The organism is Streptomyces sp. NBC_01017, from assembly GCF_045162795.1.
GTDB classification, from domain to species: domain Bacteria; phylum Actinomycetota; class Actinomycetes; order Streptomycetales; family Streptomycetaceae; genus Streptomyces; species Streptomyces machairae.
Map to the genome: position 1 here is coordinate 3109218 of NZ_CP108683.1, position 13427 is coordinate 3122644.

Annotated in this window: 13 protein-coding genes; 8 read left to right on the top strand and 5 right to left on the bottom strand. The window is 71.7% G+C overall.

Annotated elements, in window-relative coordinates:
* Window positions 1–133 precede the first annotated feature (133 nt).
* Entirely contained in the window at window positions 134–1165 is a 1032-nt protein-coding gene (locus tag OG331_RS14285) for a YbhN family protein (protein WP_406210023.1), read from the top strand.
* Between the two features lie 37 nt (window positions 1166–1202).
* On the opposite strand, the gene OG331_RS14290 is transcribed toward OG331_RS14285, so the two are convergent.
* The 5 genes from OG331_RS14290 to OG331_RS14310 all read right to left on the bottom strand — a co-directional run bounded on the left by OG331_RS14290 (window position 1203) and on the right by OG331_RS14310 (window position 5391).
* Window positions 1203–1949 carry a PP2C family protein-serine/threonine phosphatase gene (locus tag OG331_RS14290; RefSeq protein WP_406195878.1) on the bottom strand — a complete coding sequence of 249 codons (747 nt, stop codon included), beginning with the start codon at window positions 1947–1949 and terminating at the stop codon, window positions 1203–1205.
* Window positions 1950–2081: 132 nt separating this feature from the next.
* Complete coding sequence (gene msrB / locus OG331_RS14295) at window positions 2082–2489, bottom strand: peptide-methionine (R)-S-oxide reductase MsrB (RefSeq protein ID WP_406195880.1); 408 nt, start codon at window positions 2487–2489, stop codon at window positions 2082–2084.
* Window positions 2490–2502: 13 nt separating this feature from the next.
* The gene (murC, locus tag OG331_RS14300; protein WP_406195882.1) at window positions 2503–3894 is read right to left on the bottom strand and encodes a UDP-N-acetylmuramate--L-alanine ligase; all 1392 of its coding nucleotides are present in this window, start codon (window positions 3892–3894) and stop codon (window positions 2503–2505) included.
* Between the two features lie 94 nt (window positions 3895–3988).
* Window positions 3989–4462 carry an indole-3-glycerol phosphate synthase gene (locus OG331_RS14305; protein WP_328878543.1) on the bottom strand — a complete coding sequence of 158 codons (474 nt, stop codon included), beginning with the start codon at window positions 4460–4462 and terminating at the stop codon, window positions 3989–3991.
* Between the two features lie 149 nt (window positions 4463–4611).
* Entirely contained in the window at window positions 4612–5391 is a 780-nt protein-coding gene (locus tag OG331_RS14310; protein WP_406195884.1) for a pyrimidine reductase family protein, read from the bottom strand.
* A gap of 37 nt (window positions 5392–5428) precedes the next feature.
* On the opposite strand from OG331_RS14310, the gene zapE reads away from it, so the two are divergent.
* The 7 genes from zapE to OG331_RS14345 all read left to right on the top strand — a co-directional run bounded on the left by zapE (window position 5429) and on the right by OG331_RS14345 (window position 13363).
* Complete coding sequence (gene zapE / locus OG331_RS14315) at window positions 5429–6538, top strand: cell division protein ZapE (protein ID WP_406195886.1); 1110 nt, start codon at window positions 5429–5431, stop codon at window positions 6536–6538.
* Between the two features lie 176 nt (window positions 6539–6714).
* The gene (locus tag OG331_RS14320) at window positions 6715–7119 is read left to right on the top strand and encodes a hypothetical protein (protein ID WP_406195888.1); all 405 of its coding nucleotides are present in this window, start codon (window positions 6715–6717) and stop codon (window positions 7117–7119) included.
* Between the two features lie 77 nt (window positions 7120–7196).
* Complete coding sequence (locus OG331_RS14325; protein WP_362386819.1) at window positions 7197–7775, top strand: carbonic anhydrase; 579 nt, start codon at window positions 7197–7199, stop codon at window positions 7773–7775.
* A gap of 5 nt (window positions 7776–7780) precedes the next feature.
* Window positions 7781–9238, top strand: a complete 1458-nt coding sequence (locus OG331_RS14330; protein WP_406195890.1) for a SulP family inorganic anion transporter — start codon at window positions 7781–7783, stop codon at window positions 9236–9238.
* Window positions 9239–9385: 147 nt separating this feature from the next.
* Window positions 9386–10354: a slipin family protein gene (locus tag OG331_RS14335; protein WP_406195893.1), complete on the top strand. Its 969-nt coding sequence runs from the start codon at window positions 9386–9388 to the stop codon at window positions 10352–10354.
* A gap of 93 nt (window positions 10355–10447) precedes the next feature.
* The gene (locus tag OG331_RS14340) at window positions 10448–11815 is read left to right on the top strand and encodes a PhoX family protein (RefSeq protein WP_406195895.1); all 1368 of its coding nucleotides are present in this window, start codon (window positions 10448–10450) and stop codon (window positions 11813–11815) included.
* Window positions 11816–11875: 60 nt separating this feature from the next.
* On the top strand, window positions 11876–13363 hold the full coding sequence (locus OG331_RS14345; RefSeq protein WP_406195897.1) for a serine/threonine-protein kinase: 1488 nt from the start codon (window positions 11876–11878) through the stop codon (window positions 13361–13363).
* Window positions 13364–13427: the final 64 nt, after the last annotated feature.

Consider the following 13427-nt stretch of genomic DNA (forward strand, 5'->3'; position numbering starts at 1 on the left):
CGCCGACGTCGCTTCGGCTGCCGGACACCGCGCCGTCATGACGGACGGGCACGTTTCCCACGTCCCCTCCTGCCTCGCCCTCAAGCCGTTCGCCCGCGTCCGCGCGGGTGTGACGCGGAAGGACGACCGCGCCGTGTCCTCGCTCCCGCTCAGCGATCTCCCCGGACCGCTGCCCGCCTGCCCCACCCACGCCGCCACCACCGCCGCCGCCCGTCCCCGCTCCCGCTTCTCCCCCGCAACCCTCGTCCGCCACGCGCTGACGCTGCTCCCGCTCCTGCTGATCGGGGCGTGGGCGGTGGCCGACTGGCACACCGTGCAGGACGGCGCCCTGCGGCTGGCCTCCGCCGACCCCTGGTGGCTGCTGGCCGGCTTCTTCTTCACGTGCATGGGCTGGCTGACCGCCTCGGTCGTCCGCCAGGGATCCATACCGGAACGCCTGCCGCCCGGCCTGCTGGTCGCGTCGCAGTTCGCCGCCGGCGCCGCGAACCACGTACTGCCGGCCAGCATCGGCGCCCACGCCGTCACCCTGCGCTTCCTGCAGCACTGCGGCATACCCCTGGCCCGGGCCACCGCCTCACTCGCGCTGTACTCACTGGTCAAGCCGATCGCGAAGACGGTGGTGCTGCTCGGCTTCCTCGTGGCCTTCCCCGACCTGCTGCACCTGGGCGAACTCGTCCCGGACGAGCAGACGTTGCTCCTGGTCGCCGGAGGCGTGACGGCCGCCCTCGTCACGGCGGGCGTACTCGTCACGACCGTACGGCCACTGCGCCGCCCCCTCCTCGGCTTCGTCCGCACCGCCCTGACCGACGCGCGGATCCTGCACACCCGGCCCAGCCGCGTCCTCGCCCTGTGGGGCGGCGCCGCAGCCACCCCGCTGCTCCAGGCGAGTGTGATCGCCTCGGTCGGCTTCGCGCTCGGCCTGCCGCTGTCCTGGACGCAGGTGACCCTCGCGCTCCTCCTCGCCAGCACGGCGGTCGGCGCGGTCCCCGCACCGGGCGGCATCGGCCCCGTGGACGCGGCCCTGGTGTTCACGATGGTCACCTTCGGAGCCCCGATGGGCCTGGCCGCGGCCACCGTCATCGGCTACCGCGTCATGACGGTCTGGGTACCTCTGCTGCCGGGGGCGCTGGTGCTCTCGATCATGGTCCAGCGCAAGATCCTCTGAGCCGCCCCCTCATGGCGGGACCGCGGGGCGACCGCCCCTACTCCTGCCCCACCCGCACCACCGCCACCGTGATGTTGTCGGGCCCGCCCGCCTCGATGGCGGCCTTCCACAGCTCGAACGCCGCCTGGCCGTCGTCGTGCTCGCGCAGCACCTCGTCCAGTACGTCCGTCGGCACCGGGTCCGTGAGCCCGTCCGAGCAGATGAGGTAGCGCTCGCCGGGGGCCAGGGGCACCTCCGTGACGTGGGGATCGACGGCCCGGTAGGCGGGCGAGCCGCCCAGGCACTGGGTGACCAGAGAGGTACTGCTCCCGGCCGGGTGCGGAGGGCTGTCGTCGACGCTCACCTGGCGCAGTCCGTCGCCGTCGGCGGCGTAGACCTGGCTGTCGCCCACGTTGAACACCAGCAGCGAGTCGGGCTGCACGACGACGCCGGCGACCGTCGTCCCCATGGCCTCGAGGTCGCCTCCCTCGTCACCGCCGGCCGCCTGGTACACGGCGAGGTTGCAGGCGTTCAGGGCGTCACGGACGGCGACCTCGCTGGTCATGGCGGGTCCGAGCGAGGCGATCCGGCGGGCGACCAGCGCACTGGCCACATCGCCGCCGGGATGCCCGCCGAGCCCGTCGGCGACGGCCACGACCAGGGGCGTACCGAGCGGGAAGACCAGGGTCTGCGGATTCTCGGTGACGGTGGCGCACAGCGTCCACGGCCCGACGACGAGGCTGTCCTCGTTCCGCTCGCGCAGCAGTCCGGGATGGCTGATCGCACTCACCGCGACGTACGGCATGCAGCGCCACCGCCTTCCGTACCGGGCTCACCGAACTGACCGACGGGGCCGGACGTCCCCTTCGAGTCTAGGAACACCGGCATCCGGCGTGCCAGCGCAGCGGGGCGCCGCCCGTGCGGCGCCCCTCCCACGTCAGTCCTCGTCCGCCGTCAGCCGCAGCGAGATGCTGTTGATGCAGTACCGCTGATCGGTCGGCGTGGCGTAACCCTCGCCCTCGAAGACGTGCCCGAGATGCGACCCGCACCGGGCGCACCGCACCTCGGTGCGCACCATCCCGTGCGAGCGGTCCGCGATCAGCTCCACCGCGTCGGTGTCCTTCGGGTCGTAGAAGGACGGCCAGCCGCAGTGCGACTCGAACTTCGTGGTGGAGGTGAAGAGTTCCGCGCCGCAGGCCCGGCAGGAGTACACGCCCGTCGTCTTGGTGTCGGTGTACTCACCGGTGAAGGCGGGCTCCGTGGCGGCGTCGCGCAGGACGGCGTACTCGGCCGGGGTCAGCTCCGCGCGCCACTGCTCGTCCGGCTTTTCGATGTCGTACGACATGAGTCCTTGCCCCTCACTTCGACAGGCGGTCCAGAATGACCGGGCCCAGGTCCGTGACATCGCCCGCGCCCATGGTGAGAACGAGATCACCGGGCTTCGACATTCCCGCGATCAGCGACGGCACCTCGCTCTTGTCGGGCACCGGCGTCACCTCGGCGCCCGCCGCGCGGGCCGCGTCGATGATCAGCTCGCTGGTGACACCGGGGATCGGGTCCTCGCGGGCCGGGTAGATGTCCAGGACCAGCGAGGAGTCCGCGAGGGCGAGGGCCTCGCCCATCTCCTTGCCGAGTTCCTGCGTCCGGGAGAACAGGTGGGGCTGGTAGACGACCAGGATCCGGGCGTCCCCGGCGGCCGCGCGCATCGCCTCCAGGTCGGCCGTCATCTCGGTCGGGTGGTGGGCGTAGGAGTCGATGACCTGGACGCCCGCGACCTCGCCCTTCAGCTGCAGCCGCCGCTTGACGCCGGTGTAGGCCGCCAGCGCCGGGGCCAGATCGGCGGCCGGGATGCCGAGCGCCGCACCGGCGGCCAGCGCGGCCACCGCGTTGAGCGCGTAGTGGCGGCCGGGGACCGAGACCGCGAAGGTGAGCTCCTGGCCGTCCGATACGACGGTGACCTGGCTCTTCAGCCCCTGCGCCAGCACGGACAGGACCCGTACGTCGGCGTCCTCGGCCTCGCCGTACGTCACCACCCGCACATCCCGCGCCGAGACCCGCCGGGTGAGCTCCCGCGCCCCGTCCTGGTCGGCCGAGATCACCAGCGTGCCGCCCTCGGTGATGCGGTCCGCGAACGTCTCGAAGGACTCGTAGATCTCGTCCATCGACGCGTAGTTCGCGTGGTGGTCGAGCTCGACGTTCAGGACGATCGCGACGTCGGGCGCGTACTTGTGGAAGCTGCGGTCCGACTCGTCCGCCTCGGCGACGAAGATGTCGCCGTCGCCGTGCAGGGCGTTCGAGCCGGGGGCGTCGAGGTCACCGCCGATGGCGTACGACGGCCGCAGCCCGAGCTCGCTCAGGGAGACCGCCAGCATCGACGTCGTGGTGGTCTTGCCGTGCGTACCGGCGACGGCGATCGGGCGCAGCCCGTCCATCAGCGAGGCGAGCGCGTCGGCCCGGTGCACCACCGGAATGCCCAGCTCGGCGGCGCGCGCCAGCTCGGGGTTGTCCTGCCGGATCGCCGACGACACGACGACACAGCCGGCGTCGTCGGCGAGGTGCTCGGCCGCGTGCCCGATGTGCACGGTCACACCCAGGGCCCGCAGGGCCTCGGCGGTCGCGGACTCCTTGGCATCACTGCCGGCCACCTTGGCCCCACGCTGCGCGAGGATCTTCGCGATCCCCGACATCCCGGCCCCGCCGATGCCGATGAAGTGCGGTCGGTCCATGGCGTGGGGAATGCCGGGTGCCATGCGTGTTCTCCCAGGAGTGCGATACGACGGTGAGGCCCCAGCCTATTGGGTGGGACCGCGGACCTCGCGCACCGGACGCCGCGGACTGTGCCCCCTACGCCTTACTGTGCGAGAACAGCTTCAGCACCGGCACCCCCACCTTGTGCCGAGCCCTGGACGCCCAGTCCCGGTGGAAGAACTCCTCCACATAGTGCGGGTCGGTCAGCACGATCACCTCGTCCGCCCCGACCTCGTCCACCACCGCTCTGAGCGCGTCCAGCGGATGGTCCTCCAGGAGCCGCCCCTCGGCCGCCGCCCCGGCCGTGCGCAGAGCCGTGAGCGACACCTCCAGTGCGCGCTCCCCCGTGCTCAGCGCCTCCTGTCCCTCCGGCGTGTTCCCCTCCCGGACCGCCTCGTCCAGCTCGCCGAGCGCGATGTCGTCGATGGCGCGCAGCAACCTGTCGGCCTGCTCACCCCGCGGCTGGAGCAGCACATGGAACGAGACCTCCTCGTCCCCGTGCAAGGTGGTGACGAACTCCACGTCGGCGGACGTCAGGGCCTTCTCGATCATCAAAACGCTTGTGAACACCGGGCGCCCCTTCTGCGGAAACCATCCTGCCCCGTGCTCGCACGGGGACTGCGAGTTTTAGTGTGCCCGGCGGAAGCCAAACGGAACGGTGGATTCCGCCGTTTCGGGCGCACCGCAGTCATAGAACCCCATTCCGAACCGAACTAACCTCACGTCCGCCGGTAGCGGCTGAACAGGAAGCCGTTCTCCTCCAGCAGGGCGATCAGCTCGAACCGTTTCGGAACCGGCACCGACGGCCCGCCGGCGATCCGCTGGGCGTCTCCCGCGGTGAGCATCGGGGAGATCGTCAGACAGAGCTCGTCGAGCACTCCGGCGGCCACCAGCTGCCCGAGCATCCGCGGCCCGCCCTCGGTCAGCAGGCGGGTGTGGCCGAGCTCGGCGAGGGCCTGCACGGCGCGTACGGGGTCCACGCCGACGCCGTCACCGGCGATCACCACCTGGGCGCCCGCCTTCTCCGCGGCCGCGACGCGGTCCGGGGCCGCGGCGGCGCCCGTGAGGATGAGGGTCGGCACCAAGGGCGAGGTGAAGAGCGGAAGGCTGAAGTCGAGGCCCAGGCCGGCGCTCACCACCGCGATGGCCGGTGCGGGCCCCTGCCCGGCCGCCTCGCGGGCCCGGGCGAACTCGGCGCGCGCGCGTGCCGGACGGTACCCCTCCTGGCGTACCGTTTCGGCGCCGACGACCACGACGTCCGCCAGCGCCCGCAGCGTGCCGAAGATCCGCATGTCGGTCGCGGTGGAGATGGGCTGCGAACGCCCGTCGTGCTGGGCCGCCCCGTCCAGCGTGGACACCATGTTGGCCCGCAGCCAGGGCAGGCGCCCGTCGGGACCCGGCTCGGGATAGGCGTACGCGGCGGCGAGCTCGGCGAGGCTCCACTCACGTTCGAGGAGATCACCAGCTGTCTCATCGGTCACAGGGAACAGGCGTCGCATGTGAGGGAGTGTGGCACGGCGCTTAGCATGGTGACCCGTGTCGTCCTCCCCCGCCGCCTCCGGGCCGAGCCCCATAGCCGAAGCGAGCCCGCTGTCCCTGTGCGCCCGTGAGCCGCACGTGCCCGCGGACCGGCTGGTCGCCGAGATGGTGCCGCCGCCCCGCTTCGACTCGGTCCGTTTCAGCACCTACATCCCGGACCCGAACCAGCCCAGCCAGACCGAGGCGGTCGGTGTCCTGGAGACCTTCGCGGCCGGGCTCGGCGGTGCGCACGCGAGCGGCGCCGGCAAGGCCAGGCGCGGTTTCCTGGGGTTCGGCAGGCCCAGGGCGCCCAAGACCCCGGCGGGCCCCCGCGGCGTCTACCTCGACGGCGGCTACGGCGTCGGCAAGACCCATCTGCTGGCCTCCCTCTGGCACGCCACCCCGGCCGAGCCCTCCCTCAAGGCCTTCGGCACCTTCGTGGAGCTGACGAACCTCGTCGGCGCCCTCGGCTTCCAGCAGACGGTGCAGACCCTGTCCGGCCACCGCCTGCTGTGCATCGACGAGTTCGAGCTCGACGACCCCGGCGACACCGTCCTCGTCTCCACGCTGCTCGGGAAGCTGGTCGACGCGGGTGTCGCGCTGGCCGCCACCTCCAACACCCTCCCCGGCAAGCTCGGCGAGGGCCGCTTCGCGGCGGCCGACTTCCTGCGCGAGATCCAGGGCCTGTCGGCCCACTTCCACGCGCTGCGCATCGACGGCGAGGACTACCGCCACCGCGGACTGCCCGAAGCGCCCGCGCCGTACTCCGACGAACAGGTGACGAAGGCGGCGTACGCCACCGAGGGCGCCTCGCTCGACGACTTCCCGCACCTGCTGGAGCACCTCGCCCGCGTCCACCCCAGCCGCTACGGCGCACTGACGGACGGCCTGAAGGCGGTGTGCATCACCGACGTCCAGCCGATTCCCGACCAGTCGACGGCCCTGCGGCTCGTCGTGCTCGCGGACCGGCTCTACGACCGCGAAGTGCCGGTGCTGGCCTCCGGACTGCCGTTCGACCAGCTGTTCAGCGAGGACATGCTCAAGGGCGGATACCGCAAGAAGTACTTCCGCGCGATCTCGCGACTCACCGCGCTGGCCCGCGACGCCAAGGTCCTGGTAACCCGGTAACACCCCCTGGTCAAGGGGGAGTTCAAGCCAAGCCACCCTCGCCTTTCAGGCTCTCTTCAGCTCGAAACGTTAAGTTAACCCTGCAAACAACGTTGCCGGGTTAACGTGTTTCTTGACCAACGGTTGACCAAGTGTTGGCACGTGCATGAGGCGTGGACTGAGTGGAGGGGGGGCGCATGTTTCGAGGTACGACGGTTCGGACCCCGATTTCGATCCTCGCCGCAGTCCTGCTCGCCCTCCAGTTCTTCGCACCCGGCACGGCCTTCGCACACGCATACACAGCGAGTCAGGCAGAGGCCAAAGCCCAACCCGGAATCAAGCTCTCCGGGAAGGCGCTGCGCGACGAAACCCTCACGTCACGCCACTGCGTCCCGTCCGGTGACGGGGACCCGACCGGTCCACTGCGCACCCGTGACCATCCGCGCTTCGCCGACTCCGGGCCGCAGGCGCCCGACCGACCGTTGCTCGCCCGGGACTCCGCGTCCGCGCACCAGCCGGCCGAAGCCGGCGCCGCGCACGAGCGCACGTCGAGATCCTCGACGTCCCACACTCCGGCGGGGCTTCAGATCTTCCGCTGCTGAGCAGCAGAGCAGTCCCCCCACCCCTGTCATGTAAACCCCGACGCGCCACTGAGGCGCGCCAGGAGGAGTCACCACACATGCAGCCCCTCATCGACAACGCCCGTATGTTCGGACAGCGCCCTGAGGAGTTCGCCAGGCTCGCCGAAGGGCAGTCTCCGCAGGTCCTGTTCATCACCTGCTCCGATTCCCGGGTAGTACCGGCCCTGATCACGGGGGCCCGCCCCGGCGAGCTCTTCGAGCTGCGCACCGCGGGCAACATCGTCCCGCCGTACGCCTCCGAGCACCCCACCAGCGAGGCGGCCACCATCGAGTACGCCGTGGAGGTCCTCGGCGTCAGCGACATCGTGGTCTGCGGCCACTCCCACTGCGGTGCCGTCGGCGCGCTGGTGCGCGGCGACGACCTGGATTCCGTACCGGCCGTGCGCGACTGGCTCTCGCACGCCACCCCGCGCCCGACCGGCGCCGCCGAGGACCCGGAGGTCGCCGAAGGCGTCCAGGCCCATGTGCTGACGCAGCTGCTGCGGCTGCGCTCGTACCCGTTCATCGACAAGAAGCTGAAGGAGCGTCAACTGACCTTGCACGCCTGGTACTACGAGGTGCACAAGGGCGCCGTGCGCGCCCACAGCGCCGAGACCGACGCGTTCGAGGCTCTGTGATCGGCATGATGACCAAATACCCTCATCTGCGGCAGGACTTCGCCGCCTCGCTGGTCGTCTTCCTGGTCGCGCTGCCGCTGTGTGTCGGCGTGGCCGTCGCCTCCGGAGTGCCGGCCGAGCTCGGGCTCGTCACCGGCATCGTGGGCGGCATCGTCACCGGCCTGATGCGCGGCAGCAGCCTTCAGGTCTCCGGACCCGCCGCCGGTCTGACCGTGCTGGTCTTCGAGGCCGTCCAGGAGTTCGGGCTGCCGGTCCTCGGTGTGCTCGTGCTCGCCACCGGGGCGCTCCAGCTCCTCATGGGCGCCCTGAAGCTGGGGCGCTGGTTCCGGGCGATCTCGGTCTCCGTCGTGGAGGGCATGCTGGCCGGTATCGGCCTTGTGCTCATCGCCGGACAGCTCTATTCGGTCGCGGACGCCAAGGCGCCCGTCTCCGGCCTGGAGAAAATAGCCGGGCTGCCCGGCGCGCTCGCCGGGGCCCTCGACGACACCGGGGCGCTGGCCTCGATCGGTCTGGGCGCCGGCACGATCGCCGTCCTGGTGCTGTGGAAGCGGCTGCCGGCCAAGGTGCGCACGATTCCCGGTCCGCTCGCCGCGGTAGGTCTGGCGACGCTGGTCGCCGCCGTGTTCTCCCTGCCCGTCGCCACCGTCGAGGTCAAGGGCCTGCTGGGCTCCATCCAGCCGCCGTCCGTCACGGCCTTCGGTGAGCTGGCGAATGTCGGCGTGCTCGCCACGATCGTCGCCTTCACGCTCATCGCGTCGGCCGAGTCGCTGTTCAGCGCCGCGGCCGTGGACCGGCTGCACGACGGGCCGCGCACCGAGTACGACAAGGAGCTGATGGCGCAGGGCGCGGGCAACGCGGTCTGCGGCGCCCTCGGCGCACTGCCGATGACCGCGGTCATCGTGCGCAGCTCCGCCAACGTCCAGGCGGGCGCGAAGACGAAGGCGTCCCGTGTCATGCACGGCGTGTGGCTGCTGCTCTTCGCGGCGCTGCTGCCCGCCACGCTGGCGCTGATCCCGATCCCCGCGCTGGCGGGCATCCTGGTCCACGCGGGCTTCAAGCTGATCCCCTTCCGCGGGATCGTCTCCCTGTGGCGGGGGCACCGCGGCGAGGCACTGATCCTGGTCGCCACCGCCGTCTCGATCGTCATGGTGAACATGTTCGAGGGCGTGCTGATCGGTCTGGCCCTGTCGGTCGCCAAGACCGCCTGGGAGGCCTCGCACGTGAAGCTGGAGGTCATCGACAAGGGCGCAGGACCGATCCAGGCGTACCTGTCGGGCAACGCGACCTTCCTCAGGCTGCCGAAGATCCTCGACAGCCTGGAGGCCCTGCCGCAGGACCGCCCGGTCGAGCTGGACCTGTCCGGACTGCACCACCTCGACCACGCCTGCCGTACGGCCCTGGAGAACTGGGCCGAGCGCCACAGTGCGGCCGGCACGGATCCGGTCCGGGTCACGGTGGCCTGACCGGCGCAAGGCTCCGGGTGAGGTGTGACCCCTGCCCGGTGTCCGGTCCGGAGCCGTCCATGGCCCCGGACCGGGCACCGGGCATATCGTTGCAGGACATAGCGTTACAAGAGCGTACTGATCGGGCCTCTCGGCGAGGGGGTCGCCATGGTCGAGGAACTGCTGGGTGCGGCCGCAGGTGCCGCAGCGGTGGGGCTGGTGTATGTCGCGGCTGCCGCTCGGGTCGTCAAGCAGTACGAGCGCGGGGTGATCCTGCGGCTCGGCCGGCTGCGGGGCTCCGTACGCGAGCCGGGGTTCACGATGATCCTCCCGGCCGTGGACCGGCTCCACAAGGTCAACATGCAGATCGTGACGATGCCCGTGCCCGCCCAGGAGGGCATCACCCGCGACAACGTGACCGTGCGGGTCGACGCGGTCGTGTACTTCCAGGTCGTGGACGCGGCGGCCGCGATCATCAACGTCGAGGACTACCGCTTCGCCGTCTCCCAGATGGCGCAGACCTCGCTCCGCTCGATCATCGGCAAGAGCGATCTGGACGATCTGCTGTCCAACCGCGAGAAGCTCAACCAGGGCCTGGAGCTGATGCTCGACAGTCCGGCGATCGGCTGGGGCGTGCAGATCGACCGCGTCGAGATCAAGGACGTGTCCCTGCCGGAGTCGATGAAGCGGTCCATGGCCCGCCAGGCCGAGGCCGACCGGGAGCGGCGGGCCCGGGTCATCAACGCCGACGCCGAACTCCAGGCCTCCAAGAAGCTGGCCGAGGCCGCGCACCAGATGGCCGACGCGCCCTCCGCCCTCCAACTGCGGCTGCTGCAGACGGTGATGGCGGTGGCGGCGGAGAAGAACTCCACGCTGGTGCTGCCGATCCCGGTGGAGCTGCTGCGGTTCCTGGAGCGGGGTGCACAGCCACCGCAGGACCACGCGGCCCGAGCGACCACCGAGCCGGCCACCGTTCCCGAGCCGGCCACCGTCTCCGAGCCGGTAGCCGTCGACGAGCCGGCCGCCGTCTCCGAGCCGATAGCCGTCGAGGAATCCACGGAACCTCCGGCCGGACCGACTGCTGAACCCCCGGCCGAACCCCCAGCGGAGCCCCCTGGCCAACCGCCTCTGAAGTGACACACGCTACGCGCGTGGTTCACGCGACTCGCGCCAGGTGATAGACACGGCGGGATCAAAGTTCCTGTCCGCCAGCAGGAAGGTTTTCCCACCATGTCCGCAACACGACGTCAGGTCCTCGCCCGCTCCGGCGCCCTGGGTATCGGCATCACCTTCGCCGGCTCCCTGTCGGAGCTCTTCGCAGGCACCACCGCCGCGCAGACCCTCGGCCACACCGGATACGGCCCCCTGGTCCCCGACCCCAAGGGCCTGCTCGACCTGCCGGAAGGATTCCGCTACCGGGTCCTGTCCCGCGAGGGCGACCGACTCCGCTCCGGTGAGGGCCCCGTCCCCTCCAACCACGACGGCATGACAGCCCTGGCCGGCTCCCGCGGCCGCGTCCACCTGGTCCGCAACCACGAGAACCGCAACACGGCGGCCATCCCCGTCCCGACGGTCCCCGGCCTCACCTACGACCCGCAGGGCAAGGGCGGCTGTACGGCCCTGACCCTGGACTCCCGCAACCGCGTCCTGTCCGAACGCGTCGCCATCGCCGGTACGGCCGTCAACTGCGCGGGCGGGCCCACCCCTTGGGGCACCTGGCTGACCTGCGAGGAGACCGAGGACAAGGCCGGCACCAACGGCTACACCAAGGACCACGGCTTCATCTTCGAGGTCGACCCGGCGAACCCGCACCGATCCGGCGCCGTCCCGCTGACCGCGATGGGCCGCTTCCAGCACGAGGCGATCGCGGTCGACCCGCGGCGCGGCATCGTCTACGAGACCGAGGACGCCTTCGAGCGCCCCTTCGGCCTCTTCTACCGCTTCCTCCCCCACGCCCCGCACGGCGGCCTCGGCTCCCTGCGCGCGGGCGGCCGCCTCCAGGCGATGCGTGTCCCGGGCGTACCCGACCTCTCCTCGATCCAGGAGACGGGTGCGACCTTCGAGAACATCGAGTGGGTCGACGTACCGGACCCCCTCGCCGCCCAAACCCCCATCCGCCACCAGGACTTCGGCCCCAAGGGCATCACCCACGCGCAGAAGCTGGAGGGCTGCTACTGGGGCGGTCGCTGCGTCTACTTCGTCTCGTCCTTCGCTCACAGTGCGGAGGGCTCGGCGGCGGATCACTACGGCCAGATCTGGCGCTACGACCCCACCGAGCGCCGACTCACCCTCGTGATCGTCTTCGGTCCGGACACCGACCTCCAGCTCCCCGGCGAGTCCCCGGACAACATCTGCCTCGCCCCCAGCGGCGGCCTGATGGTGTGCGAGGACGGCAACGGCGCCCAGCACGTGTTCGGCGTGACGCGGCACGGGGAGGTGTACGCGATGGCGCGCAACGCGCAGAACCTGGGCACACCGCAGGAGCCCGAGTGGGGCGAGTTCGCCGGGGTCACCTTCGCGCCGGACGGCGAGACGATGTACGTCAACTGCTACACGCCGGGGACGACGTTCGCGGTGACGGGACCCTGGCGCAGGTAGCGCACCGTCCCTCGAACGAGTGGAGGCTTCCTCTCCGGAACGTCCTCTAACCTGTGCGGCATGAACGCACCGGGGGATCTCGTCGACGGCCGCTTCGAGCTGGTGGAGCGGCTGGGCAGTGGCGGCATGGGCACCGTGTGGCGGGCTCGCGACACGGTGCTGGACCGCGAGGTCGCCCTCAAGGCGGTCCGGTCCGACGCGGACACCGTCGGCGTGGTGCGCGAGCGGGTGCTGCGGGAGGCGCGGGCGCTGGCCCGGCTCAGCCATCCCCATGTGGTCACCGTCCACCAGATCGTGGCCGCCGACCCGCACCCCTGGATCGTGATGGAGCTGGTGCCGGGCGTCTCGCTCCAGCGGCGCCTGGACGACGGCCCGTTGACCCCGGTGGCGGCGGCCCGCGTCGGCCGTCAGGTGCTCGCCGCGCTGCGGGCCGCGCACGCGGCGGGCATCCAGCACCGGGACGTCAAGCCCGCCAACATCCTCCTGCGTCCCGACGGCGACGCCGTCCTCACCGACTTCGGCATCGCCGCCCTGCAGGGCACGACGGCCCTCACGGCGACCGGTGAGCTCGTCGGTTCGCCCGAGTACATGGCCCCCGAGCGGATCCGGGGCCGCGACGACGACCCCGCCGCCGACCTCTGGTCACTGGGCGTGGTCCTGTACGTGTGCGTGGAGGGCGTCAGCCCCCTGCGCCGCCCCACCACCCTTGCCACCCTGGCCGCCGTACTCGACGAGCCTCTCCCGCCACCGGCCCGCTCGGGCTCGCTGACGCCGGTGCTCGACGCCCTGCTCGTACGAGACCCGGCGGCGCGTCCGGACGCCGCCCGCCTGGACGGGATGCTGGCGCAGGTGGAGGCCGGTACGACACCGCACTGGGCTCAGCCGACGCTGACCGCCGCCGCGCCGCCCGCGCCGCCCGTGCCTGCGACGCCGACGCAGCTCGACACGCCCCGGCCCACGGTTCCGCAGCGGTTGCCCGAACCCCGGCGCCGCAGGCCCCTCGTCGTGGCCGTGACCGCGGGGCTCGCGCTCGCCACCGCAGCGGCTCTGGTCCTGCTCGCCCTGCGCCCCGGCGACACCGGCGGCGACGACAAGGCCGGCGCCACCACGAACCCTCCGGCCACGACGTCCACCCCCACCCCGGCGAAACAACAGCCGACGCCCGCACCCACCCCCAGCACGAAGACCCCCACTCCCACCCCGCCCGCCACTACCGACGGCCGCTGGATCGCCCAGCTCCACTCCGAACCCGTCGGCGCGGGCACCGCGGCCCGGGACAAGCGGCTCGCCACCGTCCGCCGGTCGGTGCCGGAGGCGGCCGTCCTGCGCAGCGACGAGTACGCCTCCCTGCGCCCCGGCTACTGGGTGATCTACGCCCCCGGCCCCTTCGCCGACGGCCGCGCCGCCCTGACCTTCTGCGCCGAACGCGGCCGCACCTCGGTGAGCACCTGCATGGGCCGCTACCTGAGCACGGACGCGAGCGAGTACGGCCTCCAGTGCCGCCCTCCGGCCACCGCACCGACGGGTTCCTGCTCCCGCACCGACTGAGCGGCCCGGGAGAGGCCGCGGCCCGCCGGGCGGGTGACACGGGCCCGGCGCACCCATCGGTGTA

Bases quoted from the DNA above. Each gene is read 5' to 3' on its own strand.
- OG331_RS14310 (WP_406195884.1), bottom strand. From the start codon at position 5,391: ATGCGACGCCTGTTCCCTGTGACCGATGAGACAGCTGGTGATCTCCTC.
- murC (WP_406195882.1), bottom strand. From the start codon at position 3,894: ATGGCACCCGGCATTCCCCACGCCATGGACCGACCGCACTTCATCGGC.
- OG331_RS14290 (WP_406195878.1), bottom strand. From the start codon at position 1,949: ATGCCGTACGTCGCGGTGAGTGCGATCAGCCATCCCGGACTGCTGCGC.
- OG331_RS14330 (WP_406195890.1), top strand. From the start codon at position 7,781: ATGATGACCAAATACCCTCATCTGCGGCAGGACTTCGCCGCCTCGCTG.
- OG331_RS14340 (WP_406195895.1), top strand. From the start codon at position 10,448: ATGTCCGCAACACGACGTCAGGTCCTCGCCCGCTCCGGCGCCCTGGGT.
- OG331_RS14335 (WP_406195893.1), top strand. From the start codon at position 9,386: ATGGTCGAGGAACTGCTGGGTGCGGCCGCAGGTGCCGCAGCGGTGGGG.
- msrB (WP_406195880.1), bottom strand. From the start codon at position 2,489: ATGTCGTACGACATCGAAAAGCCGGACGAGCAGTGGCGCGCGGAGCTG.
- OG331_RS14320 (WP_406195888.1), top strand. From the start codon at position 6,715: ATGTTTCGAGGTACGACGGTTCGGACCCCGATTTCGATCCTCGCCGCA.
- OG331_RS14345 (WP_406195897.1), top strand. From the start codon at position 11,876: ATGAACGCACCGGGGGATCTCGTCGACGGCCGCTTCGAGCTGGTGGAG.
- OG331_RS14325 (WP_362386819.1), top strand. From the start codon at position 7,197: ATGCAGCCCCTCATCGACAACGCCCGTATGTTCGGACAGCGCCCTGAG.